General features: G+C 72.3%; 21 protein-coding genes. 7 read left to right on the forward strand and 14 right to left on the reverse strand.

Annotated elements, in window-relative coordinates; translation table 11 throughout:
* Nucleotides 1-69 precede the first annotated feature (69 nt).
* Nucleotides 70-1,503, reverse strand: a complete 1,434-nt coding sequence (locus tag H9651_RS11315) for a DUF6421 family protein (RefSeq protein WP_191719427.1) — start codon at nucleotides 1,501-1,503, stop codon at nucleotides 70-72.
* A 125-nt stretch (nucleotides 1,504-1,628) separates the two neighbouring features.
* On the opposite strand from H9651_RS11315, the gene H9651_RS11320 reads away from it, so the two are divergent.
* Nucleotides 1,629-2,579 (forward strand): diacylglycerol/lipid kinase family protein, encoded by a 951-nt coding sequence (locus H9651_RS11320; RefSeq protein ID WP_191719428.1) that lies wholly within the window; start codon nucleotides 1,629-1,631, stop codon nucleotides 2,577-2,579.
* 94 nt (nucleotides 2,580-2,673) lie between these two features.
* On the opposite strand, the gene H9651_RS11325 is transcribed toward H9651_RS11320, so the two are convergent.
* From H9651_RS11325 to H9651_RS11365, 9 genes are read right to left on the reverse strand one after another with little or no spacing between them, the layout of a single operon-like run.
* On the reverse strand, nucleotides 2,674-4,206 hold the full coding sequence (locus H9651_RS11325) for a CoA-acylating methylmalonate-semialdehyde dehydrogenase (RefSeq protein WP_191719429.1): 1,533 nt from the start codon (nucleotides 4,204-4,206) through the stop codon (nucleotides 2,674-2,676).
* Nucleotides 4,207-4,220: 14 nt separating this feature from the next.
* Complete coding sequence (locus H9651_RS11330) at nucleotides 4,221-5,525, reverse strand: aspartate aminotransferase family protein (RefSeq protein WP_191719430.1); 1,305 nt, start codon at nucleotides 5,523-5,525, stop codon at nucleotides 4,221-4,223.
* Between the two features lie 58 nt (nucleotides 5,526-5,583).
* Nucleotides 5,584-6,762: an ABC transporter substrate-binding protein gene (locus tag H9651_RS11335; protein WP_191719431.1), complete on the reverse strand. Its 1,179-nt coding sequence runs from the start codon at nucleotides 6,760-6,762 to the stop codon at nucleotides 5,584-5,586.
* 35 nt (nucleotides 6,763-6,797) lie between these two features.
* The gene (locus tag H9651_RS11340; RefSeq protein ID WP_225216674.1) at nucleotides 6,798-7,649 is read right to left on the reverse strand and encodes an ABC transporter permease; all 852 of its coding nucleotides are present in this window, start codon (nucleotides 7,647-7,649) and stop codon (nucleotides 6,798-6,800) included.
* Nucleotides 7,646-8,479, reverse strand: coding sequence for an ABC transporter ATP-binding protein (locus tag H9651_RS11345; RefSeq protein ID WP_191719432.1), 834 nt, complete (start codon nucleotides 8,477-8,479; stop codon nucleotides 7,646-7,648). The genes H9651_RS11340 and H9651_RS11345 overlap by 4 nt, the downstream gene beginning before the upstream one ends.
* On the reverse strand, nucleotides 8,476-9,369 hold the full coding sequence (locus H9651_RS11350; protein WP_191719433.1) for an ABC transporter permease: 894 nt from the start codon (nucleotides 9,367-9,369) through the stop codon (nucleotides 8,476-8,478). The genes H9651_RS11345 and H9651_RS11350 overlap by 4 nt, the downstream gene beginning before the upstream one ends.
* On the reverse strand, nucleotides 9,366-10,382 hold the full coding sequence (locus H9651_RS11355) for a TIGR03842 family LLM class F420-dependent oxidoreductase (protein ID WP_191719434.1): 1,017 nt from the start codon (nucleotides 10,380-10,382) through the stop codon (nucleotides 9,366-9,368). The genes H9651_RS11350 and H9651_RS11355 overlap by 4 nt, the downstream gene beginning before the upstream one ends.
* 8 nt (nucleotides 10,383-10,390) lie before the next feature.
* Nucleotides 10,391-11,827 (reverse strand): dihydropyrimidinase, encoded by a 1,437-nt coding sequence (hydA, locus tag H9651_RS11360; RefSeq protein WP_191719435.1) that lies wholly within the window; start codon nucleotides 11,825-11,827, stop codon nucleotides 10,391-10,393.
* Nucleotides 11,828-11,851: 24 nt separating this feature from the next.
* Nucleotides 11,852-12,700, reverse strand: a complete 849-nt coding sequence (locus H9651_RS11365; protein WP_191719436.1) for a nitrilase-related carbon-nitrogen hydrolase — start codon at nucleotides 12,698-12,700, stop codon at nucleotides 11,852-11,854.
* A gap of 165 nt (nucleotides 12,701-12,865) precedes the next feature.
* Between H9651_RS11365 and H9651_RS11370 the strand changes: the two genes are divergently transcribed.
* The 5 genes from H9651_RS11370 to H9651_RS11390 all read left to right on the forward strand — a co-directional run bounded on the left by H9651_RS11370 (nucleotide 12,866) and on the right by H9651_RS11390 (nucleotide 18,968).
* Nucleotides 12,866-14,197 (forward strand): aminotransferase class I/II-fold pyridoxal phosphate-dependent enzyme, encoded by a 1,332-nt coding sequence (locus H9651_RS11370; protein WP_191719437.1) that lies wholly within the window; start codon nucleotides 12,866-12,868, stop codon nucleotides 14,195-14,197.
* 579 nt (nucleotides 14,198-14,776) lie between these two features.
* The gene (locus tag H9651_RS11375; protein WP_191719438.1) at nucleotides 14,777-15,931 is read left to right on the forward strand and encodes a sensor histidine kinase; all 1,155 of its coding nucleotides are present in this window, start codon (nucleotides 14,777-14,779) and stop codon (nucleotides 15,929-15,931) included.
* Nucleotides 15,928-16,584, forward strand: coding sequence for a response regulator (locus tag H9651_RS11380; RefSeq protein WP_191719439.1), 657 nt, complete (start codon nucleotides 15,928-15,930; stop codon nucleotides 16,582-16,584). The genes H9651_RS11375 and H9651_RS11380 overlap by 4 nt, the downstream gene beginning before the upstream one ends.
* Nucleotides 16,585-16,686: 102 nt before the next feature.
* On the forward strand, nucleotides 16,687-17,499 hold the full coding sequence (locus H9651_RS11385; RefSeq protein ID WP_191719440.1) for an ABC transporter ATP-binding protein: 813 nt from the start codon (nucleotides 16,687-16,689) through the stop codon (nucleotides 17,497-17,499).
* Entirely contained in the window at nucleotides 17,496-18,968 is a 1,473-nt protein-coding gene (locus tag H9651_RS11390; RefSeq protein WP_404803015.1) for an ABC transporter permease, read from the forward strand. Before H9651_RS11385 ends, H9651_RS11390 begins: the two co-directional genes overlap by 4 nt.
* Before the next feature lie 3 nt (nucleotides 18,969-18,971).
* Here H9651_RS11390 and H9651_RS11395 read toward each other — a convergent pair whose 3' ends face one another.
* Nucleotides 18,972-19,517 carry a hypothetical protein gene (locus tag H9651_RS11395; RefSeq protein WP_191719441.1) on the reverse strand — a complete coding sequence of 182 codons (546 nt, stop codon included), beginning with the start codon at nucleotides 19,515-19,517 and terminating at the stop codon, nucleotides 18,972-18,974.
* Between the two features lie 38 nt (nucleotides 19,518-19,555).
* On the opposite strand from H9651_RS11395, the gene H9651_RS11400 reads away from it, so the two are divergent.
* Nucleotides 19,556-20,194 carry a 2-phosphosulfolactate phosphatase gene (locus tag H9651_RS11400; RefSeq protein WP_191719442.1) on the forward strand — a complete coding sequence of 213 codons (639 nt, stop codon included), beginning with the start codon at nucleotides 19,556-19,558 and terminating at the stop codon, nucleotides 20,192-20,194.
* Between the two features lie 17 nt (nucleotides 20,195-20,211).
* Here H9651_RS11400 and H9651_RS11405 read toward each other — a convergent pair whose 3' ends face one another.
* The 3 genes from H9651_RS11405 to H9651_RS11415 all read right to left on the reverse strand — a co-directional run bounded on the left by H9651_RS11405 (nucleotide 20,212) and on the right by H9651_RS11415 (nucleotide 22,737).
* A complete protein-coding gene (locus H9651_RS11405; protein ID WP_191719443.1) occupies nucleotides 20,212-20,700 on the reverse strand; it encodes a SprT-like domain-containing protein in 489 nt (162 codons plus the stop codon).
* Nucleotides 20,701-20,729: 29 nt separating this feature from the next.
* Nucleotides 20,730-21,254: a hypothetical protein gene (locus H9651_RS11410; RefSeq protein ID WP_191719444.1), complete on the reverse strand. Its 525-nt coding sequence runs from the start codon at nucleotides 21,252-21,254 to the stop codon at nucleotides 20,730-20,732.
* 619 nt (nucleotides 21,255-21,873) lie between these two features.
* Entirely contained in the window at nucleotides 21,874-22,737 is an 864-nt protein-coding gene (locus H9651_RS11415) for a spermidine synthase (protein ID WP_191719445.1), read from the reverse strand.
* Nucleotides 22,738-22,767 lie beyond the last annotated feature (30 nt).

Consider the following 22,767-nt stretch of genomic DNA (forward strand, 5'->3'; position numbering starts at 1 on the left):
GTTTCTCAGGCGCCGGGCGGGCGCGGGCGGCGCGGGCGCGCGGGCGGGCGCGGGCGCCGCGCGCGGGCGTCAGTGCGTGCCGCGGATGCCGGCGGTCGAGGCGATCACGTCGCGCATCTTCTTCTCGAGCGCCTCGTAGAACATCGACAGCGGGAACTCGTCGTCCAGCACCGCGTCGGTGTACCCCTTGGGTGGTCCGGCGAGCACCTCCGCCGGCAGCCCCTGCGCCCACAGCGAAGCCGGGTGCGGCGTCACGACCGAGCGCACCAGCCCGTAGGCGGCGAGCCAGTGCGCGAGCTTCGGCCGGTCGATCGACTGCCAGTACAGCTCGTCGATCGCGTCGCCGAGCGCCACGACCGCCGCCGGCACCTCGTCCCAGTCGAACGCGAGCGCGGTGTCGGTCCAGTGCAGCACGCCGCGCTGATGCAGCCACGCGAACAGCAGCTGTCCGCCGAGTCCGTCGTAGTTGCGCACCCGCGTGCCGGTGATCGCGAACCGGAAGATCCGGTCGAAGATCACCGCGTACTGCACCAGCCCCGCGTGCTCGAGCATCTCGGCTTCGGTGGGCAGCAGCTGCTCACCGGCATCCACCCGTGCCTGCAGCTCGCGCTGGATCGCGACGCACTCGCGGAACGCCGTCAGATCGCAGCGCAGCTCCTCCAGTGTGTAGAGGAAGTACGGCATGCGCTGCTTGATCATGAACGGGTCGAACGGCAGGTCGCCGCGCATGTGCGTGCGGTCGTGGATGATGTCCCACATGACGAACGTCGCTTCCGCCAGCTGCTGATCCTCCAGCAGCCGCGCAGCCTCCGCAGGCAGTTCGAGTTTCGTGATCTCGGAGGCCGCACGCACGACCCGCCGGTAGCGCGCCGCCTCACGGTCCTGGAAGATCGCGCCCCACGTGAACGACGGGATCTCGCGCATCGCGACGGTCTCGGGGAACAGCACGGCCGAGTTCGTGTCGTATCCGGGCGTGAAATCCACGAGCCGCAGCGAGACGAACAGGCCGTTGGTGTACCGGGTCTCCAGCTCCGCGATGAACTCCGGCCAGATCACCTCCACCAGCACAGCCTCGACGAAGCGGTTGCGCGAGCCGTTCTGCGTGTACATCGGGAACACGATGAGGTGACGGATGCCGTCCACGCGCTGCCGCTGCGGCTGGAACGCCACGAGCGAATCGAGGAAGTCGGGCACCCCGAACCCGCCGTCGACCCAGCGCTCGAAGTCGTGCACCGACGCCGCGAGGTAGTCGGCATCGTGCGGGAACGCCGGCGCGAGCCCGCGGATCGCCTCGACGATCGCCTCGACGCACGCACGCGCGTCGCCGTGGTCGTCGGCGTCGGGCACCGAGCCGTCGGGGGCCTGCATGCCCTGCAGCGCCGTGGCGGCATCTTTCAATGACAGCCAGTGCGGCGACGTCTCGACGGTGCCGGCGTCCTCGACGACCTCGGGTTCGCCGACGATGGCCTTGCGCTCACGGGTGGTGACGGCCTTGATGGACATGGGAACCTCCGATCTTCGGGGTCGGCCGGCGCAGCGATGCACCGACGGCTGTCAGGTAGCGGCCAGCCTAGCCGGGCGCTGTCAAGCGATGCAGTCGATCCGCCGGCGCGGAGTAGCGTCGCGGCATGCCCGATGAGACTTCCCCCGCCCGCCCCGACGGTGAAGGGCTGCTGCTGCTCGTGAACAGCCGCGCCGGGGAGGCGGTGGTGCGTGCGGATCCGCTGCCCGAGATCCGTGCGCGCCTGCCGCGGGCGCGGGTGCGCGAGCTCGGCCCCGACGACGATCTCGACGACGTCGTGGCCGAGGCGATGGCAGGCGGCGACCCGCCGCGCGTGCTCGGCGTGCTGGGCGGCGACGGGTCGGTGTCGCGCATGGCGCACCTGGCGCGCGCGCACGACGTGCCGCTGTTCGTCGTCCCCGGCGGCACGTTCAACCACTTCGCCCGCTCGGCAGGACTGGACGACGTGGATGCCGCGCTCGCCGCGTTCGCGGCAGGCCGGCTGCGCGAGGTGACCGTCGCCGAGCTGTCCATCGACGACGGCGACCCGATCACGGTGCTCAACGCGGTGTCGCTCGGGAACTATCCGCAGTTCCTCGCCGAGCGCACCGAGCGGGCGAGCCTCGGCAAATGGCTGGGCGGGGTGGGCGCGATCTTCAGCGCGCTGCGCGAGGGCCGGCCGGTGCGGGTGAGCCGCGACGGTCGCACCGCCACGATCTGGTCGGCGTTCGTCGGGGTGGGGCGCAACGACCCGCAGCGCCACGCCATGATGCAGCGCGTGACGCTGGATGATCCGGTGCTCGATGTGCGGCTGCACCACGCCCGAGGCTCGCGGGTGCGGGCGATGGCCTCGCTCGCGTTCGGCCGTCGCACCCTGCAGGTGCTGCGGGCGCTGCGCGTGATGCCGCCCGCATCGGAGTTCGAACGCGAGGTCACCGACAGCTGGCGGGTGCGTGTGCAGCCCGGCGCCGCCCCGGCCGTGTACGTGCACGACGGTGAACTGGAGCAGGCGTCGCCGTCGGGTTTCGTCCTCGCCGTTCGGGCAGTGCCCGCAGGGCTGCGGGTGTACGCGCCCTGACCAGGCGCGACCACGCGCCCGCACCCGCCCGAGCGCGCGCCCGCGCCCGCACGCGCACCCGCGGCGGGGCGATGCGCGTGCGGGGTGGCGCCCCTCAGTCGTGCTGCGGGAACCCCAGGTTCAGCCCGCCGTGCGACGGGTCGAGCCAGCGGCTCGTGACGGCCTTCTCGGCGGTGAAGAAGTCGAACCCGTGCGGGCCGTACGCCTTGGCGTCGCCGAACAGCGACGCCTTCCAGCCGCCGAACGAGTGGTAGGCCACCGGCACCGGGATGGGCACGTTGATGCCGATCATGCCGACCTGCGCCTCGCGCTGGAAGCGGCGGGCGGCGCCCCCGTCGTTGGTGAAGATGGCGGTGCCGTTGCCGTACGGGCTGGCGTTGATGATCTCCAGCCCTTCCTCGTAGCCGTCCACTCGCACGACCGACAGCACCGGCCCGAAGATCTCGTCCTGGTACGCCGCCGACGTGGTCGGCACCCGGTCGAGCAGGGTGGGCCCCAGCCAGAAACCGTCGGCCGCGCCGTCGGGTTGCACGTCGCGTCCGTCGACGATGACGGCGGCCCCGTCGGCTGCGGCCACATCGATGTACGAGGCGACCTTGTCGCGGTGGGCGCCGGTGATGAGCGGACCCATGTCGCAGCCACGCCGCCCGTCGCCGGTGCGCAGCGTCGCCACCCGCTCGCGGATGAGGTCGACGAGCACGTCGGCGACGGCGTCGACGGCGAGCACGACCGAGATCGCCATGCAGCGCTCACCGGCCGAGCCGAATCCGGCGTTGACGGCAGCGTCCGCGGCGAGGTCGAGGTCGGCGTCGGGGAGCACGAGCATGTGGTTCTTCGCGCCGCCCAGCGCCTGCACGCGCTTGCCGTGACCCGTCGCGGTCTCGTAGACGTAGCGGGCGATGGGGGTGGAGCCCACGAACGAGATCGCGCGCACATCCGGGTGCGCCAGCAGCGCGTCGACGGCCTCCTTGTCGCCGTGCACGACGTTGAACACCCCGTCGGGCAGCCCCGCCTCGCGCAGCAGGGCGGCCAGCCAGTTCGCCGCCGACGGATCCTTCTCGCTGGGCTTGAGCACCACGGCGTTGCCGGCGGCCAGGGCGATGGAGAAGAACCACAGCGGCACCATCGCGGGGAAGTTGAACGGGCTGATGATGCCGACGACGCCGAGGGGCTGGCGCAGCGTATACACGTCCACGCCGCTGGAGGCGTTCTCGGAGTAGGCGCCCTTGGTGAGGTGCCCGAGCCCGCACGCGAACTCCACCACCTCCATGCCGCGGGCGATCTCGCCCAGCGCGTCGGAGAGCACCTTGCCGTGCTCGGAGGTGAGGATGTGGGCCAGTTCTTCCTTGCGGGCGTGCAGCAGCTCGCGGAAGGCGAACATCACCGCGGTGCGCTTGGCGATCGAGGTGTCACGCCACTGAAGCCAGGCGTCGGATGCCGCGGCGACGACCGCGCCCACGTCGGCCTGGGTGGCCAGGCGCACCTCCTTCTGCACGGTGCCGAGAGCGGGGTCGTACACCGGGGCGGTGCGCGTCGATGCGCCCGCCCACGAACTTCCGCGGACCCAGTGGTCGAGGATGTCGTTCACGTTGATCGTCCTTTCCTGCGGATGCCGCGGCTGCGGCATCCGTGTCGTGTCCGTCAGAGCAGGGAGCCGAAGACGGTGTCGTAGATGTCGATCGCCTCGGCGACCTCGGTGTCGGTGACGACGCAGGGCGGCACGACGTGGATGCGGTTCTCCGCCGTGAACGGCAGCAGTCCCGCCGCGATCAGTCCCTGCTTGAGCGCGCCGATCGTCGCCGCCGGCAGCGGCTCACGCGTGTCGCGGTCGGCGACGAGCTCGAGCGCCCAGAACACCCCTTCGCCGCGCACCTCGCCGATGGCGGGGTGACGCTCGGCGAGGCCCGCCAGCGCGGGCCCCAGCACCTCGTCGCCGATGCGCCGGGCGTTGTCGATGATCCCCTCGGATTCCATCGCGTCCAGCGCCGCCACGATCGAGGCGGCCGCCAGCGGATGCCCCGAGTAGGTGAGCCCGCCCGGGAACACCCGGTCATCGAAGGTCGCTGCGATCTCGTCGGAGATGATGACCCCGCCCACGGGCACGTAGCCGGAGTTGACCCCCTTCGCGAAGGCGATGAGGTCGGGGCGCATGTCGTGTCCCTCGAACGCGAACCACTTGCCGGTGCGGCCGAACCCCGACATCACCTCGTCGAGGATGAGGAGTATGCCGTAACGGTCGCAGATCTCCCGCACGCCCGCGAGGTAGCCGGGAGGCTGCACCAGGATGCCGGCGGTGCCGGGGAGGGATTCGAGCAGGATCGCGGCGATACCGCTGGGGCCCTCGGCCTGCACGACCCGCTCGAGGTGGTGCAGCGCCCGTTCGGTCTCCTGCTCGGGCGTCGTCGCCCAGAACTCCGACCGGTACAGATACGGGCCGAAGAAGTGCACGTGCCCCCGGGCGAACTCGTTCGGGATGCGCCGCCAGTCGCCGGTCGCCGCGATGGCCGCCCCCGTGTTGCCGTGGTACGAGCGGTAGCGCGAGAGCACCTTGTCGCGGCCGGTGTGCAGGCGCGCGAGACGGATGGCGTTCTCGACGGCGTCGGCGCCGCCGTTGGTGAAGAACACCTTCTCGAACCCGTCGGGCGCCTTCGCGGCGATGCGGGCGGCCGCTTCGCCGCGCGTGAGGTTGGCGGTGGAGGGGGCGATGGTGGCCAGCTGGGCGGCCTGCTGCTGGATCGCCGCGACGACGGCCGGATGCTGGTGGCCGATGTTGACGTTGACCATCTGGCTGGAGAAGTCGAGGTAGGTGCGGCCGGAATGGTCCCACACCCGCGTGCCGAGGCCCCCGGCCACGACAATGGGGGAGAGGGAGTGCTGCGCCGACCAGGAGTGGAACACGTGGGTGCGGTCCAGCTCCAGCGCGCGGGCGTCTGTGCTGTCGGTCATCGTCGGCCTTTCTCGAGGGGGTGCTGCCGGCCGGGCGCCCGGCCGGCAGCAGGAGGTGCTACTGGCCACCCTCGGTGAGGGTGACCTCGATCGGGGTGTAGTCCCCATCGACGACGAGCCCATCCTCCACGAGCTGGTCCAGGGCGTCCTGGATGTAGTCGTTGGAGTAGGCCGTGTCGGCGGGTTCGGTGGTGATGAGGTTGAGGCCGTCCTGGTTGGTCGCCGCGAGGGCGCCGGCGACGGTCCGGTCCCACGCCGTCTGGTCGACGACGCCGAAGTCGCCGCCGCCCCAGATGAGCTTGTTGACCTCGTTCATCTGCCAGAGCTGGTGCACCGGCCCGACCGGGAACGCGGCTTCCGCGTTGATCGCGGCGTCGTAGGTGATCTCCGCCGCCTCCTCGGGGTTGTCGCGCGCGAAGATCCAGCCCTTGGTCACGGCCTTGAGGAAGCGCACGGCGGCGTCGGCGTAGGCCGGGTCGTCGGCGAGGCGCTGGGTGTCGGCCCACAGGGCGTCCTGCAGCATGGCGCCCTCGGTGTCCTCGTAGCTGATGACGTCGAAGTCCTCCGGCTGGTACAGCTCGCCGGTCTCGGGGTTCACGACCTCGAGGATCTGCGCCCACTCGTTGTAGGTCATCGCCTGTGCGGCATCCACGTCACGGTCCAGCAGCGCGTTCATGCTGAAGTCCTGCGTCGTCACCGACACGGTCGTGGAGTCCAGACCCTCGTCGGCCATGGCCGCGAAGATCTCCCACTCGTTGCCGAAGCCCCACGAGCCGATGCGCTTGCCCTCGAAGTCGGCGACCGACTCGATGCCGTCGCCCGCCCACGACACCTGCATCGTGCCGGACTTCTGGAACACCTGCGCGATGTCGGTGAGTTCCACGCCGGTGGCCTCGAGCGTGCCGAGCACCTTCGGCACCCACGCCACGGCGAAGTCGACGTCGCCGGCGACGAGGGCGTCCTGCGGCACGATGTCGCCGCCGGAGGGGATGATCTCGACCTCGTCGAAGCCCTCCTCCTCGAAGTAGCCCTGATCGAGGGCGACGTAGTAGCCGGCGAACTGCGCCTGCGGCAGCCACTGCAGCTGCAGCGAGACCGAGGTGAGCGGTTCGAAGTCGGCGTCGGAGCCGCCGTCGGTCTCGTCGGTGCCGCCTCCGCCGGAGCACCCGGCGAGCGCGAGGCCCGCGACGACGACGGCGGAGAGCGCGGCGACGCCGCGAGGGAAGCTGTGTCTCATGCTGTTCCTTTCATTCGAGTGGTGCAGGATGCCGGTCACCCCGGCGACCGCCTCGCCACGATCCGCTCGAGCAGCGCGGTGACGAGGAAGAACACGAGACCGATGAGGATGCCACCGGCGACATACGCCCACGCCAGCGCCGCACGGCCCGATTTGGCATAGGTGGCGATGGCCGTGCCGATGCCGTCGGCGGGTCCGCCGAAGTACTCCGCCACGAGGGCGGCGATGACGGCGAGCGAGCTGGCGATGCGGAGCCCGGTCATGAGGTAGGGGAGGGCCGTGGGCAGGGTCAGCGTGCGGAAGGTCTGCGCGCCGGTCGCCGCCGACGCCCGCAGCACGTCGCGGTGCACGGGTCGCGTCTGTCGCAGGCCCCGCAGCACGTTGACGAACACCGGCACGAACGCGGCTAGCCCGGCGACGGCCTGGCGGCCGAACTGGCTCGAGGCCCCGAACATCGTGTTGAGGATGGGGGTGAGGGCCACGATCGGCACGACCGCCACGGCGGCGACGAGCGGCGCGATCATGCCGTCGACGGGGCGGGAGGCGGCGGCGAGCCCGGCGAGCACGACGGCGAGCAGCGACCCGACGAGCAGACCCACGAGCGCGTTGCCTGCGGTGACCGCCATGTCCTCGGCGATGATCTCCCACCGCGCGACCAGTTCCGTCGCGATCGCGACGGGGCCGGGCAGCATGCGCGGCGCGGTGCCGAGCACGTCCACCCACAACACCCAGAGGGTCAGCCCCAGCAGACCGACGAGGATCGGCGCCCCCACCCGCAGCCACGCCGGTGGCATCCACGTGCCGTACTCGGGCACGCCGCGCGCGCGGCGTCGCGTCGAGGCGGGGGTCGGGGTCGGCGGCGCGGTCGGTGCCGGCGTCGCGGTCATCGTTCGTCCGCCCTCGTGCGCGGCATGCCGTGCAGGGCCTCGCGCACCGCGGTGACCCGTTCGAAATAGGCGGGGGATTCCCGCAGCGCCTCGTCGCGCACGCCGAGGGCGGTGGGTACGACCGTGGTGATGCGACCGGGACGCGGACTCATCACCACGACCCGGTCCGAGAGGAACACCGCCTCGGGAATGGAGTGGGTGACGAACACCACCGCGGCGCCGGTCTCGGCGGCGATGCGCACGAGCTCGGACTGCAGGTATTCGCGGGTCATCTCATCCAGCGCCCCGAACGGCTCATCCATGAGCAGTAGCCGCGGGCGTGCCGCCAGGGCCCGGGCGATCGCGACCCGCTGCTGCATTCCGCCGGAGAGCTGGTCGGGGTAGCGGTCGACGAACTCCGACAGGCCGACGAGCTCGGCAAGCTCGCTCACACGCGCCTGGCGCTCGCCGCGGGCGACGCGGTGCAGCTCGAGCGGCAGCGCGATGTTGGCCGCCACCGTGCGCCAGGGGAGCAGCCCCGCCTGCTGGAACGCGATGCCGTAGTCCTGGTCGACGCGGGCGCGCGCGGCCGGCTTGCCGAAGATCTCCAGCGTGCCGGTGGAGGCGGCATCCAGATCTGCGATGAGACGCAGCAGCGTGGACTTGCCGCAGCCGGAGGGACCGATGAGCGAGACGAACTCGCCCGCGGCGACGGCGAGGTCGACCCCGGTGAGGGCGATCACTTCCCCCGTGCGGGTGGCGAACGTCTTGCCGACGCCGGTGGCGCGCACCGCGGTCGCGGGGTCGGCGGCGGCCTGCCTGTCGGGTTCGTGAGCCTGTCGTAACGTCATGCCGTCGCCTCGCCTCTGCGGTAGTTCGTCAATCCGAGCCCCATGATCGCGATCGACCCTGCGGCGATCAGCCCCAGGGCGATCGCCCCGAACGTCGGGCCCCACGGGGCGGCGGGGTCGCTGGATGCCTGGCCCGCGAGCTGGATGAGCATGCGCCCGATGCCGCCGCGCATGCCGATGGACACCTCGGCGACCACGGCGCCGAGCACGGCGTTGGCAGCAGCGAGCCGCAGCGCCGGCAGCAGGTGGGGGACCGCCGCGGGAAGCCGCAGGCGCACCAGCGTCGGCCAGTACCCGGCGGCGTAGCTGCGCATCAGGTCGACGTGGGCGCGCTCGGGGGAGCGCAGGCCCTGCAGCGCGCCGATCGCGACGGGGAAGAAGGCCAGGTACGACGCGATGATCGCGACCGAGAACCACTGCGGCCAGGGGGTTCCCGACCGGTCGATCTGCGTGCCGATGCTGCTGATGACGGGGGCGAATGCGATGAGCGGCACCGTCTGGCTGAGCACGATCCAGGGGAGCAGGCCCCATTCGGCCAGGCGCCAGCGCTGCATCACGAGGCCCAGTGCCATCCCGACGATCACCCCGATCGCCCAACCGGCGGCGGCGATGCCGAGGGTCGTGAGCGCCGCGGTCAGCACCGGGACGACCAACGGCGGCGTCGACCCGCCGCTGGCCGACTGCCCGAGCCGGGCGAACATCTCCCAGATGTGCGGCATGGCGCGGTCGTGGGTGCGGGGGAGGATCATGACCCCCGACCCCGGCTCCCCCGCGACGGCGCCGACGACGAGCCCCTCGGCAGGCCCGGCGAACTTGTACAGCTCCCACAGTGCCGCCACGGCGAGCACGCCGACGACGCCCCAGAGCACCGCCCGCGTGCGCCGGGTCATCGCTTCGCCGTGATGGGTGCGGAAAGGGCCGGGATGACGGTCTCGCCGTAGACGCGCAGCGTCTCCTCCTTGTTGTCGTGCTGCAGGTACCCGGCGAACTGGGTGACGCCGATGGCGCGCAGCTGCTCGAGGCGGGCGATGTGGTCCTCGGCGGTGCCGAGGATGCAGAAGCGGTCGACGATCTCATCGGGCACGAAGTCGACGTGGTCGTTGCCGGCGCGGCCGTGGGAGTTGTAGTCGTAGCCGGCACGCCCGGCGATGTAGTCGGTGAGGGCTGCAGGCACGTCGCCGTGGTGACCGTACTTCGTCACGATGTCGGCGACGTGGTTGCCGACCATGCCGCCGAACCAGCGGCACTGGTCGCGCATGTGCGCGGCATCCTCGCCGATGTACATGGGTGCCGCGACGCAGAAGGCGATCGACTCGGGGTCGCGGCCCGCCGCCGCCGCGGCATCCTTCACGGTGCGGATCATCCACGCCGCGATGTCGACGTCGGCCAGCTGCAGGATGAACCCGTCGCCGACCTCGCCGGTGAGCTTCAGGGCGAGGGGGCCGTAGGCGGCGACCCAGACGTCCAGCTCGGAGCCGCGGCTCCAGGGGAACTGCAGCGTCGCACCGCGGTAGTCCACCGCGCGGGAGTTCGCCAGCTCCCGGATCACGTGGATCGACTCCCGCAGCTCCGCCATCGTGGTGGGCTTGCCGTTGGTCACCCGCACCGCGGAGTCGCCGCGGCCGATGCCGCAGATCGTGCGGTTGCCGTACATCTCGTTGAGGGTCGCGAACACCGATGCCGTCACCGTCCAGTCGCGGGTGGCGGGGTTGGTGACGAAGGGGCCGACCATCACGCGCCGGGTGGCGGCGAGGATCGCGGAGTGCACGACGTAGGGCTCTTCCCACAGCAGATGCGAGTCGAAGGTCCAGACGTGGCTGAAGCCGTGCGCCTCGGCCAGCTGGGCCAGTTGCACCGTGCGGGCGGCGGGTGGGTTGGTCTGCAGGACGACACCGAAGTCCATGGGTGCTCCTAGATGAGGTACTGGCTGAGGCCGCGGCGCACGAAGCGGCCGTCGCCCTTGCTGCCGAGGTATTGGCCGTCGTCGACGATGACCTTGCCGCGGGACAGCACGGTGTCGACGTGGCCGTCGATCTCGAAGCCCTCCCAGGCGGAGTGGTCCATGTTCATGTGGTGCGTCTTGCCGTAGCCGATGGAGGTGTGGCCGGCGGGGTCGTACACGACGATGTCGCCGTCGGCGCCGGGCTGGATGACCCCCTTGCGGCCGTACATGCCGAACATGCGCGCCGGGGTGGTGCTGGTCAGCTCCACCCAGCGCTCCAGTGAGATCTCGCCGGTGACGACCCCCTGGTACATGAGGTCCATCCGATGCTCGATCGACCCGATGCCGTTGGGGATCGCGCGGAAGTCGCCGCGCCCCAGTTCCTTCTGGTCGGTCATGCAGAACGGGCAGTGGTCGGTGGAGACCATCTGCAGGTCGTTGGTGCGCAGCGCCTGCCACATGTGGTGCTGGTGCCCCTCGGCGCGCGAGCGCAGCGGCGTGGAGCACACCCACTTGGCGCCTTCGAACGCGCCCCACTGCTCGCTCGACGCCCCCAGCTGCTCCTCGAGCGACAGGTAGAGGTACTGGGGGCAGGTCTCGCCGAAGACGTTCTGGCCGTTGTCGCGCGCCCACGCCAGCTGCTGCACCGCCTGCTTGGCGCTCACGTGCACGACGTACAGCGGGGCGCCGGTGAGGTTGGCGAGCATGATCGCGCGGTGCGTGGCCTCCTCCTCCGCCTGCCAGGCGCGGGCGACGCCGTGGAAGTACGGGTCGGTCTTGCCGCGGGCGACCAGCTGCTCGGCGAGCACGTCGATCACCGGGCCGTTCTCGGCGTGCATCATCGTGAGCATGCCGGTGGCGGCGGAGGACTGCATCGCCTTGAGGACCTGCGCGTCGTCGGAGTAGAACACCCCGGGGTACGCCATGAACAGCTTGAAGCTCGTGATGCCTTCGTCGACGAGCTTCGGCAGCGCCCGCAGCGACTGCTCGTCGACCCCGCCGACGATCTGGTGGAAGCCGTAGTCGACCGCGCACTGCCCGGCGGCGAGCTCGTGCCAGTGGGCGAGGCCGTCTTCGATGCGCTCGCCAGTGCGCTGCACCGCGAAGTCGACGATGGTCGTCGTCCCGCCCCACGCGGCGGCACGGGTGCCGGTCTCGAACGTGTCGCTGGCGGCGGTGCCGCCGAACGGCAGCTGCATGTGGGTGTGCGCATCGATGCCGCCGGGGATGACGTACTTTCCGGTGGCGTCGATGACGGTGTCGACGGATGCCGCGAGATCGGTGCCCAGCAGTGTGGAGCCCGGGGTCAGCACCGCGGCGATCGTCTCGCCGTCGATGAGCACGTCGGCGGGGGCGCGGCCGGTGGCCGAGACGACGGTGCCGCCGGTGATCAGTGTGGTCGCCATGTCAGCCTCTCTCTCGTCTGCCGTTCACGGCGCCGTCAGGTCGGTGTAGGTGTCGGGCCGGCGGTCCCGGTAGAACTGCCAGTCGTCGCGCATCTCCTGCACGAGGCCCAGGTCGAGGTCGCGCACCAGGACCTCCTCGTCGGTGGCCGAGCCGAGCGCCCCCACGTAGTTGCCGCGCGGGTCGACGACCTGGCTCTTGCCGTAGAAGCTGACCGCATCCTCGCCGTACTCGTTGTCCTCGCGGCCGACGCGGTTGGGGGCGAGCACGAAGTATCCGTTCGCGACGGCGGCGGCGGGCTGCTCGATCTCCCACAGCCGGTTCGACAGTCCGGGCTTGGTGGCGTTGGGGTTGAAGACCATGTGCGCGCCGTTGAGCCCCAGCGCCCGCCACCCCTCGGGGAAGTGCCGGTCGTAGCAGATGTACATGCCGATGCGTCCGACGGCGCTGTCGAACACGGGGTAGCCGAGGTTGCCCGGGCGGAAGTAGAACTTCTCCCAGAACTTCTCCACGTGCGGGATGTGGTTCTTGCGGTAGATGCCGCGGGTCGAGCCGTCGGCATCCACCAGCACCGAGGTGTTGTAGTAGACGCCGGTCTGCTGCTCCTCATAGATGGGCAGTACCATCACGACGCCCAGTTCCTTCGCCACCGCGGCGAAGCGCTGCACGACGGGCCCGTCGACGGGTTCGGCGTAGCGGTAGTACTTCTTGTCCTGCGTGATGCCGAAATAAGGGCCGTAGAACAGCTCCTGGAAGCAGAGCACCTGCGCGCCCTGCGCTGCGGCATCCCGGGCGAAGGCCTCGTGCTTGTCGAGCATCGAAGCCTTGTCGCCCGTCCACGTGGTCTGGGTGATCGCTGCGCGTACCGTCGTCATCTTCGCCTCCTGGCTGCACCGTCGGGTACGCCGGACCGCCGACGCCGGGAGGCTGTCAGCGGGTCGTCCCCGTTCTGTTATCTTTCGGGTTGAACATTTCTCTTCGGTTTCGTCCTGTGTCGCGAGCGTAAATGCTGGCCTGCGAATGTGGTAGAGGGAGAACGCATGCTGCTGCCGGTGGAGTTCCCCGACCGTTCGCCGCAGGGCATCGCGGGTGTCATCGCGCGGCTCGTGACCGACGGGGTGCTCACCCCCGGCGACCGGCTGCCCACGGTGCGGGAGGTCGCCGCCGAGCTGTCGGTGAGCCCGGCCACCGTGAGCGCCGCCTGGCAGGCGCTCGCCCGCACCGGCACGATCGTCTCGCGCGGGCGGGCGGGCACGTTCGTCCGCGGCGTGCGACGTGACTGGCTCACCCGCCGCGTGCAGGGACTGTCGTCGCGCGAGGGGGAGTGGCGGCTCGACCTCTCGCTCGGCACCCCCGACCCCGAGCTGCTCCCGTCGCTGGCCGCCGCGTTCTCGCACGTGACCCTGCGCGCCGACACCGGCCGCTACCACGATCTGCCGGTGCTGCCCGAGCTCGCCGAGGTGCTCGCCCGCGACTGGCCGTCGCGGGCGGAGACCGTCACCGTCGTCGACGGGGCGCTGGACGGCATCTCCCGCACGCTCGAGCAGGTGGTGCGCTTCGGCGACCGGGTGGCGGTGGAATCCCCCGGATTCCCGTACTTCTTCGACCTCGTCGACGCCCTCGGCGCCGAGGCGGTGCCGCTGTCGATCGACGACGAGGGGGTGCGGCCCGAATCGCTCGCCGACGCGCTGGTGCAGCGCCCCACCGCGGTCATCCTGCAGCCGCGCGCCCACAACCCGACGGGCGCGTCGATGTCGGCCGAGCGCGCGCGACGGCTGGCGGCGGTGATCGGCGCCGCCCGCGACGGGTCGCGGGTCACCGTGATCGAGGACGACCACTCCGGGCTCATCTCCATGGCGCCCGCCGTGTCGCTCGGCCGCTGGATCCCCGACCAGGTCGTGCATGTGCGCAGCTTCTCGAAGTCGCACGGTCCCGACCTGCGCATCGCGGCGCTGGGCGGGCCGGCGCGGCTGGTCGAACGGCTCGTCGCCCGGCGGATGCTGGGGCCCGGGTGGACCTCTCGCCTGCTGCAGACGGTGCTGCTGGACATGCTGACCGACCCCGAGGCGCTCGCCGCGGTGGGCGCGGCGCGGCATGTGTACCGTGATCGCGGCGAAGCGCTGGTCACGGCGCTGCGCCGCGAGGGCGTGGCCGTTCCCGGGCACGACGGACTGAACGTGTGGCTGCCGGTGGCCGACGAGCGGGCGGCCACCGTGCACCTGGCGGCGGCGGGCATCGCGGTGGCCGCCGGCGCCCCGTTCGTCATCGACGGCGGTCCCGCGCACGTGCGCGTGACCGCCGGGGTGGTCGCGGGTGACGTCGCCGCCGTCGCCCGCGACCTCGCCGCCGCCGCCCGCGCCGGCCGCGGGTGACGCGGGGCGCGGCGCGGGGGGCGCGGGGGCGGTCGGGGCTGCTCCGGTGTCACTTCCGCACGGTGTTCGCCGCGTGGCATCCGCCGTTCGTGACACCCGAACCGCGCGTGCCGGCTTGCGTCGGCCCGCGTCGGCCCCGCGCGCTGCTCCGGTGTCGCTTCCGCGCGGTCGCGGGGTGTGGCATCCGCCGTTCGTGACACCCGAGCGGCGCGCCACGGCGCCGCGACGCGCCGCGGCGTGGGTGGTCGCGGGTGCCGGTCTCCTCGCACGGCCCGGGCTGCTCCGGTGTCGCTTGCGCACAGTCCCTGCCCGCACCACCCACCACTCGTGACACCCGAGCCGCCTGGGCCGCCCGGGCCGCCTGGGCCGCCCGGGCCGCCCGGGCCGCCCGGGCCGCCCGGGGTCGACCGCGCGGGGCGTTCGGGTGTCGCTTGTGCACGGTCGGAACCCGCGGCACCCGCCATTCGTGACACTCGAGCAGCCCCCGGCCCCCGCCCGCCCGCACCCCACCCGGCGCCCCGCGAGCCAATACATCGCGCGATGGATGCCGCGGCCGCGGCCGTCCCGTAGCGTCGAAGGGTGTTCCGCGAGCTCAAGTCCTACCAGATCGTCGTCGACGTCGGCGGCGCGGGACTGTTCGGGCTCCTCGCGTTCTACCTGGAACTCGAGATGGGGCGGCAGCTGCCCTACAACGCGCTGTCGACGGCGCTGGTGGTCGTCGCGATGTCGGCCGCCCTCGCGGTGCGGCGGCTGTCGCCGGGCCTCGCCCTCGGCGTCGCGTGGGTGGGCGCGATCGTGCAGATGGCGTTCGGCCGCGACCCCAGCCCCACCGACGTCGTCGTCTTCGCCGTGCTGTACACCGCTGCCGCCTACGGGACGCGGCGGGTGTTCTGGGCCGGTTTCGCCTCGGTCATCATCGGCGCGATCGCCATCACGACCTACCTCTTCGCCCCGGCCGTGGACCCGCTCGGCCGCTCCGCGCTGACCACCAGCGTCGCCGTGCTCATCGCGGCGCTGTTCGGCCTGGGGCTGGCGTGGACCACGGGCGCGCTCGTGCGCACCGGCATCCGGGCGCGCGAGAACCGCCTCGCGCAGCAGGCCGCCGAGGCCGACACCGCCGCCGAGCACGAGCGCGTGCGCATCGCCCGCGACATGCACGACGTCGTGGCGCACTCGCTCGCCGTCGTCATCGCGCAGGCCGACGGCGCCCGCTACGCCGCCGCGGTCGACCCGCAGGCCGCCGCGACGGCACTCACGACCATCTCGACCACCGCGCGCTCGGCCCTCTCGGACGTGCGGCTGCTGCTCACCCAGCTGCGCCACAGCCAGGGCGAGGGTCCGCAGCCGACCATCGCCGACCTCGAGGAGCTCTACGCGCAGGTGCGCTCGGCGGGCGTGGATCTGCGCGTCGACGTCGATCCGATGCCGCCGGGGGTGCCCCCCGCGGCGATCCAGCTGGCGGTCTACCGCATCCTGCAGGAGGCCCTCACCAACGCGCTGCGCCACGGCGCGGGCGGCGCGGTGACGGTGGAGCTGGCGTGGCATCCTGACCGGGTGACGATCCTCGTGCACAATCCCTTCGCCGATGCCCCCGCCCCCGACGACCTCGCCCGCGGACACGGGCTCATCGGCATGCGCGAGCGGGCGCTGCTGGCCGGCGGCACCCTCGACGCCGGGCGCGAGGGCGGCGCGTTCGTCGTGCGGGCGTCGCTGCCGATCGGCGGGGCGGCATGAGCGCACCCATCCGCGTCGTCCTCGTCGACGACCAGGCGCTGTTCCGTGCCGGCATCCGCATGCTCGTCGATTCCCAGCCCGACCTCGAGGTGGTGGGCGAGGCCTCCGACGGGCGCGAGGCGATCGGCGTGGTGCGCGCCACCCGCCCCGACGTCGTGCTGATGGACATCCGGATGCCGGTGATGGACGGCCTCACCGCCACCGCCGAGCTGCTGACCGATCCGGTGCTCGACGGCGCCGTGCCGCGCATCGTCATGCTCACCACCTTCGACCTCGACGAGGCGGCGGCCCGGGCGATCCGCCAGGGCGCGAGCGGATTCCTGCTGAAGGATGCCGAGCCCGAGTTCCTCCTCGCCGCCGTCCGCACGGTGCACGCCGGCTCCGCCGTCATCGCCGCCGCCGCCACGCGGGCCCTGTTCGCGGAGTTCGCCGAGCCCACACGCGCCGTGCCGCCGCAGTTCGGCGCGCTCACCGACCGCGAGAAGGAGATCTTCGCCCTCGCCGCGCGGGGCCTCAGCAACGCCGAGATCGCGGCGCGCGAGTTCTTGTCGGAGGCGACGGTGAAGACCCACATCAGCCGCATCCTCACGAAGCTGGCGCTGCGCGACCGGGTGCAGCTGGTGGTGTTCGCCTTCGAGCACGGGCTGGCCTGACGCGACGGGGGGAGCGGGTCGGTCGGGATCATCCTTGCGATGTACGCCGATGCCCCCGCAGGCCGACGCGGCCACCCGGGCCCCGTCCGTAGCGTCGGGGTCATGGAGATCACGACGACCGAGCTGGGCCTGGCCGCCCGCGTGCAGGGCCTCACCAAAACCTTCGGCCTCGGCGACAACGCCGTGCGCGCCCTCGACGGGGTGAGCGTCGGCATCCGCCGCGGCGAGTTCACCGCCATCATGGGGCCGAGCGGGTCGGGCAAATCGACCCTCATGCACATCATGGCCGGGTTGGATGCCGCGACCAGCGGCCGCACCTGGATCGGCGACACCGAGATCACGGGGCTGAGCGACCTCGAGCTCACCCTGCTGCGCCGCCGCCGCGTCGGCTTCGTGTTCCAGGCGTTCAACCTGGTGCCGACCCTCGATGCGATGGCCAACATCCTGCTGCCGTTCGACCTCGACGCCCGCCGCCCGAGCGCCATCGAGCGGGCTCGCATCGACGGGCTCGTCGAGACGCTCGGGCTCGGCGCCCGTCTCGGGCACCGCCCGCACGAACTCTCCGGCGGGCAGCAGCAGCGCGTCGCGATCGCCCGGGCACTGGCCACGGGCCCCGACCTGGTGTTCGCCGACGAGCCGACCGGAAACCTCGATTCCCGCAGCAGCCGCGAGGTGCTGGCGCTCCTCGCCTCGGCATCGCACGACCGCGGGCAGTCCATCGCCATGGTCACCCACGATCCGGTGGCCGCCGCCCACGCCGACCGGGTCATCTACCTCGCCGACGGCCGCATCATCGCAGACAAGCCGCGGCAGAACGCCGAGCAGATCTCGGCGTTCATGCTGGCCGCCGAGATCGGCGTCGTCGCGGCGGCGCCGGCGGCGGCTGCCACGACGGATGCCGGGGTGTCGGCGTGAGCGTCGTCGCGGCGACCGCCGCACCCCGCCAGCCCGGGGCATCGCGCCCCGTGGCATCGGCCCGGGTCGCGTGGCTGCGGGAGCGGGGGATGGGCGCGACCGTGCTGGTGTCGGCGATCTCCGCCGCGTTCGGGGTGGCGCTGCTGACGGCCACCGGGTACATCGCGACGCTGCTGCGCGCCGACCCGTACTACGGCGACAGTGAGACGCTCACGGTCGTCATCGGCATCCTCAGCGTGCTGCTGGTGGCTGTCGCGGTGTACGTCGGGGCGATCGTGACCGCCAACACGTTCGCCACGATCGTCGCCGGGCGCACGCGCCACATCGCGCTCATGCGGCTGATCGGCGCGTCCGCGCGGTCGCAGCGCGCCGAGGTGGCGCGGCAGGGGCTTGTCGTCGGTGCGCTCGGCGCGTTCACCGGGCTCGTCGCCGGCACCCTGCTGTGCATCGCGGCGGTCCCGCTGCTGGACCGGGTCGTGGGAGTGAACACCCACTACGTCGTGGCGGGGCCCGCGCTGCTTCTGCCCGCGACCGCGGTCGCGCTCACGACGTGGGTGGCGGCGTGGGCCGGATCCCGACGGGTGCTGTCGGTGACGCCGCTGCAGGCGATCGGCGGCGCGGTCGAGTCGTCGCGTGAAGAGGTCGCCGATCGCCCCGGGCGCAACGGGGTGTCCTTCGCGCTGCTGGGCGTCGGAGTGCTGCTCCTGGCCGGCGGTGTCGTGGTCGGATTCATCACGCCCCTCGGTGTCGTGGTCGCCTTCTTCGGGGGCCTGCTGTCGTTCACGGGGCTGACGCTGGCGGCTCCACTGGTCATGCCGCGGCTGCTGAAGCTGACCGGGCGGGCCTTCGGCGGCTCCGCCCCGGCGCGACTGGCGGCCGAGAATGCGCTGCGCTACCCGGAGCGCTCCAGCCGCATGGCGATCGGCGTGGTGATGGGGGTCGCGCTCGTGACGATGTTCGCCGTCGCCGCGGAATCGACGAAGGCGCTCGTGACCGCCTCGGGCGGTGGCGAGATCGACGACACCTTCGCCGGCATGATGGACTCCTTCGCCGCGGTCATGATGGCGCTGGTCGCCGTGAGCGCCGTGATCGCCGCAGTGGGCCTGGTGAACCTGCTGACGATCGGTGTGGTGCAGCGCCGCCGGGAACTCGGGCTGCTGCGGGCCCTCGGGCTGACCGGCTCGCAGGTGCGGCGCCTGGTGCTGCTCGAGGCGACGCACGTCACCGTCACGGCACTGGTCTTCGGACTCGTACTCGGGGTCGGCTACGGCTGGGTCGGCGCGCAGTCCCTGCTCGGGGCGGTGCAGATTCCGCCGGCGTGGCTCACGCCCACGTTCGTCGTGCCCGCCGTGCCGTGGCCGGCGGTGCTCGTGGTGATCGCGGCCACCGCCGTGCTCACCCTCGTCGCCGCCGTCGTGCCGACGCGCCTCGCCACCCGCGTGGTGCCGGTCGCCGCGCTCGCCGAATAACCGTCAGGCGGCGTCGGTGGGGGCGGCGTCGGTGTCGGTGTCGGCGGTGTCGCCCCTCGGCTCCGGGTCGTACGCCCAGGTGCGGGCGAGGGCGCGCAGCCGCGCCGCCCGCCACTGCCAGACGATCCACAGCCCGGGCCACAGCGCCGGTGCCGCCGTACCGCCGATCACGAGCCGCTCCCGCCACAGGGTGCGGCCGGGGTCGCCCGGCGCCGGCGACACGGCCATCTGGTGGTCCCAGACATCGAGCGCGGCGAGCGGTCCGGTGAGTGGGATGCCGCTGTCGCGCAGCACCCGCACCTCGCCGTCGGTCTGGGCCACCCGTCGGTCGCTGATGTGGATGAGCTGCTGCCCGAAGGACACTCCCGCCGCGCGCAGCTGCACCGGCACGTCGGCTCCCGGCTCGAGCCGCGACGGCAGCCCCGCGGCATCCATCGGGGTCATCTCCAGCAGCGGGCCGTAGAGCTCGGCGACGGCGCGCGGGGAGTGCAGTGCGCGCCAGGCGGCGTCGGCGTCGCAGTCCAGCACGATCTTCAGATGGATGCGCATCACCCCAGTGTGGCACCGGTCGCCTTTAGGCTGGCAGGATGCCTTCGCCGTTCGACCAGTCCCGCTACCAGGTGCGTTTCGAGCGCGGCGTCGACGGGCTCGACCGCCTCGCGCCGGCGGATGTCGTGGTCGTCGTCGACGTGCTGCGGTTCTCGACGACCGTGACGGATGCCGTGGCATCCGGTGCCCCGTTCCCCCTCGACGACGCGGCGCACGCGGCGTCGATCAACGGTGCGGCGGTCGCTGCGCGGGCCGCGGCAGGCGGGGCGGTGGTGCTCCTCGGATGCCTCCGCAACGCCGCGGCGGTCGCCGACGCCGTGCTCGCCGAGCAGCACCGTCGCGGCGCCCGCACGAGCATCGCGGTCATCTCCGCGGGCGAGCTCGAGGGGCGCGAGCCCGGTGCGCGCCTGCGCGTCGCGGTGGAGGACGACCTCGGCGCCGGTGCCGTGATCGACGCGCTCGCCGCCCGCGGCATCGACCACTCCTCACCCGAGGCGGCCGCGGTCTGCGAGTCGCTGCGCGGCCTGCGTCCGGCGGTTCGCCATCTGCTGACCGCCGCCGGGTCGGGGCAGGAGCTCATCGAGCGGGGGCTTGCGGCGGAGGTGCGCGCCGCCGCCGAGATCGATGCCGTCGACGCCGTGCCGGTGCTGCGCGGGGATGCATTCGAGCGCTTCTGAACGAGGACCGATGCTGCTCAGCGCGGTGACTGCGCCGCGAGACGGGTCGCCGGGGTGATCTCCCGACGGTGCCAGCGGAACAGGAACCGTTCGTCGAACATCGGCGCACACCTCGCGCACGACGTGGCCCGCGTCACGCGGCGGTGCCGGTAGGCCACGTGACCCGCGGGACACTCGCCGACCCACGGTGCCAGGTCGTTCGCGGGCTCGCCGTGGTGGGTCACGCCGCCGGTGTAGCCGATCTGCCGCGCGGTGCGCCGCCACGCCGCGCCGTGCCCGGCCGCGGCGCCGGCGAGCGCGTGGGCGACCTCGTGCAGCAGCGTCTGCCGGTTGGTCTCATCGTCGTAGCGGGCCGCGAGGTAGCGCGACACGCTGATGCGTTTGTCGCGGTAGTTGCACAGGCCGGCACGCCGCTTGGCGTGGTCGAAGGCGAACGACCACGAATCGTCGAGGTGCTCGGCGAGGAGTTGCTGCGCCATGAGGCGTACGTCTTGCGGGTCCGACATGACCGAAGAGTAGAACGTACCTACGACACTCAGGCCGTGAGCACTCGGCCGCGGCGGCGCTCGGCGGCATCGATGGCCAAAAGCGTCGACTCGAGCTGGTCTTCCGGGGCGCCAGCTTCTTGGCGCAGGAACAGTGCCCGCTTGAAGTCGGCGCGCGCCGACACGAAGTCGCCCGCGTCGAAGTGAACCTTGCCGCGGTGCTGGTAGGCGAACGCCCCCACCCCCGCCCATCCCTGGCCGTCGGCCTCTTCCGCGCAGGTCGTCAGCTCCTGCTCGGCGGCGGCGTAGGCGCCGCGGAACTGCAGGATCGTCGCGTGCAGCACGCGGGCGCGCAGCAGGTCCTTGCGGGTGCCGGCCATGCGGGCCAGGCGCACCGACTGCTCCGAGATCACGAGGGCGTCATCGAGGCGATCGAGCACCTTCAGCAGCCACACGCGTTCGAGCAGGGCCGCGAGGCTGCGCTGCTCGCCGATCTCGTCCAGACGCGCCTGACAGGCATCGATGTCGACCTGCTCGCGCAGGGTGTTCTGGTCGTATCCGAGGATGAAACTCACGATCGACTCCCTTCGTACGCGGCTCGCCGGTCCAGTCTCACCCGGTCTGCCGCCGCACGCCCGAGGGCACGCCGCATCGTCGCAACCCCGCGCCCCGGCATCCCGTCCCGCCCCGTCCCGCCCCGTCCCGCCCCGTCCCGCCCCGCCCCGTCCCGCCGCGCCCGCGACGCGCCGCGCCGCGCCGCGCTGCACGCCGGCATCCGCCCAGCATCTGCCCGGCATCCGCTCCGGCATCCGCCCCACCCCTGTGAGAAACCACATTCCGGCTCGGAAACCGCGCACCGCGTGGTGTCTCGCCCGGAAAGTGGTTTCTCAGCGGGGATGACGGCCGGCGACGGGATGCCGCAAGCGGCCCGACCCTGCCGCCACAGGCGCACCCGGCATCCGCCCCGCCCGGCATCCGCCCCGCCCCGCCCGGCATCCGCCCCGCCCCGCCCGGCATCCGCCCCGCCCCGCGCCCCGGCATCCGCCCGGCATCCGCCTCACCCGCGAGAAACCAGATTCCGGGTCGGAAACCATGCACCGCGTTGTGTCTCAACCGGGAAGTGGCTTCTCGACCTGGCTCCCGGCGCCCGGCGCCCGGCGGCCAGCGGCCCGCGCGCGCCCCCACGCCCCCGGGTCAGCGGTCGAAGACCGACTGCGACGGCTTCGGCGAGGGCGTCGAGTCGGCGTCGGTGGCCACCCGCGCGCCGCGGACGAAGTCGTCCAGCTCCGCGCCCTGCGCGACCTTCGCGGGGTGCGGCCCCGCAGCCATGAGGCGCGGCAGCCACTGCGTCGGCAGCGGCGAGGCGGATGCCACGACGACCAGGTTGCCGAAGCGGCGGCCCTTGAACAACTGCACCTCGGCGAGCACGATGACGTGCGCGAACACCTCCCGCACGGTCGCGACCTGACGCCGTGCGAACGCGAGCCCCGAGCCGTCGGCGACGTTCACCAGCAGCACCCCATCGGATGCCAGCACGCGCGCCGTGGCCCGGTAGAACTCCACCGTCGTGAGGTGGGCGGGGGTCTGCGCGCCGGCGAACACGTCGGAGACGAGCAGGTCGGCGTGGCCGATGAGTGCCGGCGGCAAGCGGTGAAGGCCCGCCCGTGCGTCGCCGATGCGCATGCGCACCTGTGCGCCGCGCGGCAGCGGCAGATGTTCGCGCACGAGGTCGACGAGGGGCTGTTCCAGCTCGATCACCTGCTGGCGCGAGCCGGGCCGGGTGGCCTCGATGTACCGGGGGAGGGTCAGCGCGCCCGCACCCAGGTGCACCGCCGACAGCGGCTGCCCCGGCATCCGGAGGCGATCGATCACCGCGCCCATCCGGGCCACGTACTCGAAGTGCAGGTGCGTGGGGTCTTCCAGATCGACGTGCGACTGCGGGGTGCCGGCGACATCGAGCTCGAACCCCGAGACGTAGCGCGACGGAACGATCCGTGCGAGCGTTCCGTCCGACAGGCGCGCCTGCGGGGGCGGTTCTTCGATGCTCGCTCGCGCCATGGCCTCCACGCTACCGGCCGAGCCGAAACA

This window comes from Microbacterium pullorum (genome assembly GCF_014836535.1).
GTDB classification, from domain to species: domain Bacteria; phylum Actinomycetota; class Actinomycetes; order Actinomycetales; family Microbacteriaceae; genus Microbacterium; species Microbacterium pullorum.

Bases quoted from the DNA above. Each gene is read 5' to 3' on its own strand.
- H9651_RS11380 (WP_191719439.1), top strand. From the start codon at position 15,928: ATGAGCGCACCCATCCGCGTCGTCCTCGTCGACGACCAGGCGCTGTTC.
- H9651_RS11405 (WP_191719443.1), bottom strand. From the start codon at position 20,700: ATGTCGGACCCGCAAGACGTACGCCTCATGGCGCAGCAACTCCTCGCC.
- H9651_RS11315 (WP_191719427.1), bottom strand. From the start codon at position 1,503: ATGTCCATCAAGGCCGTCACCACCCGTGAGCGCAAGGCCATCGTCGGC.
- H9651_RS11395 (WP_191719441.1), bottom strand. From the start codon at position 19,517: ATGCGCATCCATCTGAAGATCGTGCTGGACTGCGACGCCGACGCCGCC.
- H9651_RS11345 (WP_191719432.1), bottom strand. From the start codon at position 8,479: ATGACGTTACGACAGGCTCACGAACCCGACAGGCAGGCCGCCGCCGAC.
- H9651_RS11365 (WP_191719436.1), bottom strand. From the start codon at position 12,700: ATGACGACGGTACGCGCAGCGATCACCCAGACCACGTGGACGGGCGAC.
- H9651_RS11330 (WP_191719430.1), bottom strand. From the start codon at position 5,525: ATGACCGACAGCACAGACGCCCGCGCGCTGGAGCTGGACCGCACCCAC.
- H9651_RS11385 (WP_191719440.1), top strand. From the start codon at position 16,687: ATGGAGATCACGACGACCGAGCTGGGCCTGGCCGCCCGCGTGCAGGGC.
- H9651_RS11370 (WP_191719437.1), top strand. From the start codon at position 12,866: ATGCTGCTGCCGGTGGAGTTCCCCGACCGTTCGCCGCAGGGCATCGCG.
- H9651_RS11335 (WP_191719431.1), bottom strand. From the start codon at position 6,762: ATGAGACACAGCTTCCCTCGCGGCGTCGCCGCGCTCTCCGCCGTCGTC.
- H9651_RS11325 (WP_191719429.1), bottom strand. From the start codon at position 4,206: ATGCCGCAGCCGCGGCATCCGCAGGAAAGGACGATCAACGTGAACGAC.
- H9651_RS11320 (WP_191719428.1), top strand. From the start codon at position 1,629: ATGCCCGATGAGACTTCCCCCGCCCGCCCCGACGGTGAAGGGCTGCTG.
- H9651_RS11415 (WP_191719445.1), bottom strand. From the start codon at position 22,737: ATGGCGCGAGCGAGCATCGAAGAACCGCCCCCGCAGGCGCGCCTGTCG.
- H9651_RS11400 (WP_191719442.1), top strand. From the start codon at position 19,556: ATGCCTTCGCCGTTCGACCAGTCCCGCTACCAGGTGCGTTTCGAGCGC.
- H9651_RS11355 (WP_191719434.1), bottom strand. From the start codon at position 10,382: ATGGACTTCGGTGTCGTCCTGCAGACCAACCCACCCGCCGCCCGCACG.
- H9651_RS11340 (WP_225216674.1), bottom strand. From the start codon at position 7,649: ATGACCGCGACGCCGGCACCGACCGCGCCGCCGACCCCGACCCCCGCC.
- hydA (WP_191719435.1), bottom strand. From the start codon at position 11,827: ATGGCGACCACACTGATCACCGGCGGCACCGTCGTCTCGGCCACCGGC.
- H9651_RS11350 (WP_191719433.1), bottom strand. From the start codon at position 9,369: ATGACCCGGCGCACGCGGGCGGTGCTCTGGGGCGTCGTCGGCGTGCTC.